At 74.7% G+C, this 1,196-nt stretch carries 1 protein-coding gene and 1 pseudogene; one reads left to right on the top strand and one right to left on the bottom strand.

Annotation, left to right across the window (positions count from 1 at the left end):
• A pseudogene (locus VB737_RS07135) lies at positions 1 to 218 on the bottom strand (TVP38/TMEM64 family protein); the annotation flags it as partial.
• A 51-nt stretch (positions 219 to 269) separates the two neighbouring features.
• Here VB737_RS07135 and VB737_RS07130 point away from each other — a divergent pair.
• Positions 270 to 1,196 (top strand): hypothetical protein (locus VB737_RS07130; protein WP_500312224.1); only part of this gene is annotated, 927 nt, incomplete at its 3' end.

Here is a 1,196-nt window from a genome sequence, read left to right as displayed (position 1 = left end):
CGCCCCAGCAGGAACACCGCCATGGCCCCGAGGCAGGCCCCGGCGAACACCAGCACGCTGCCCCAGAGCGGGCCGTACAGCACCCCGGCCAGCATCGAGGCCCAGACCCCCGGCAGCAGCAGGGTGACCCACAGGGCATAGAGGGGCACGAAGGCCATCGCCCCCAGCGGCGAACGCAGCCAGGCCAGCAGGTGATCCGACAGCCAGAGCGGGTCCATGGGGCCACCGTATCGACCCTGCCTACGCTTGGGTCAGCTGACCGTGTCGCCATGGCTGACCCGTCGGAGCTGGCGCAGCAGGTCGCCCGGGGGGCCCTGTTCCGGGGGCGCCACAGCGTCGCCGACCCGGGCGAGCCCCTTGAGGCGGCCGTGGGCGGCACGGTGCTGGCCGCGGGCGGCGGCAGCACGGTGGGCTGGCAGCTCTGCCGCAGCAGCCAGGAGCTGGAGCGTTCCCTGCACACCGACACCTCCCTGGGCGTCGGCCTGGGCCCCCTGAGCCTGCTGGGGGCCAAGCGCTCGTTCCGCGACTCCCTGAAGACCACCGCCTTCAGCCTGTCGCTGGTGGTGTGGGCCCGGCAGGTGAGCGTGGCGCTGGAGGCGGGCCAGACCCGGCCGCTGGAGGGGCTGGCGGTTCCGGCCGGCGCCGCCGAGCTGGAGGCCTTCGTGGCCCTGCACGGCGATGGCTTCGTGGCGGCGGCGGAGGTGGGCGGCGAGTGCCATGGGGTGTTCACCTTCTACGCCCAGTCGCGGGAGCAGGCACGCCTGGTGGAGCGACAGATCGGCGCCGAGCTGGGCCTCGGCGGCCTGAGCCTCAACCCCGCCCTGGTGGAGACGGTGACGTCGGTCGCCCGCAGCGCCGCGGTGAACCTCGGCTTCCGCATGCAGGTGAGCGGCACCCGGGCCCAGCCGCCGGCCGACGCCGCCTCCCTGATCCCCTTCGCCCACGACTTCGCCCGCCTGCCGCTGGATCAGCCGGCGCTGATCGGGGTGCGGACCCGGGGCTACGAGACGGTGCCGGCCATCGGCAGCGCCTTCGAGCCGGTGGCCGCCAACCGGCGGCTGTTCAGCGGCGACGCCGCGGGCGCCGGCCTGCTGGAGAAGCGCGAGCAGGTGGTGGGGCTGATCCGCCAGATGGACTGGGTGGCGGAAACGTACCGGCTCTACGGCGTGGCCCCGGACCCGGCGCTGGCCGTGCGG

Source organism: Synechococcus sp. BA-120 BA3 (assembly GCF_034931285.1).
Taxonomy (GTDB): Bacteria; Cyanobacteriota; Cyanobacteriia; order PCC-6307; family Cyanobiaceae; genus Cyanobium.
The sequence above is the reverse complement of the archived record's forward strand: the minus strand, read 5'-3'. Positions and strand labels throughout refer to the sequence as shown.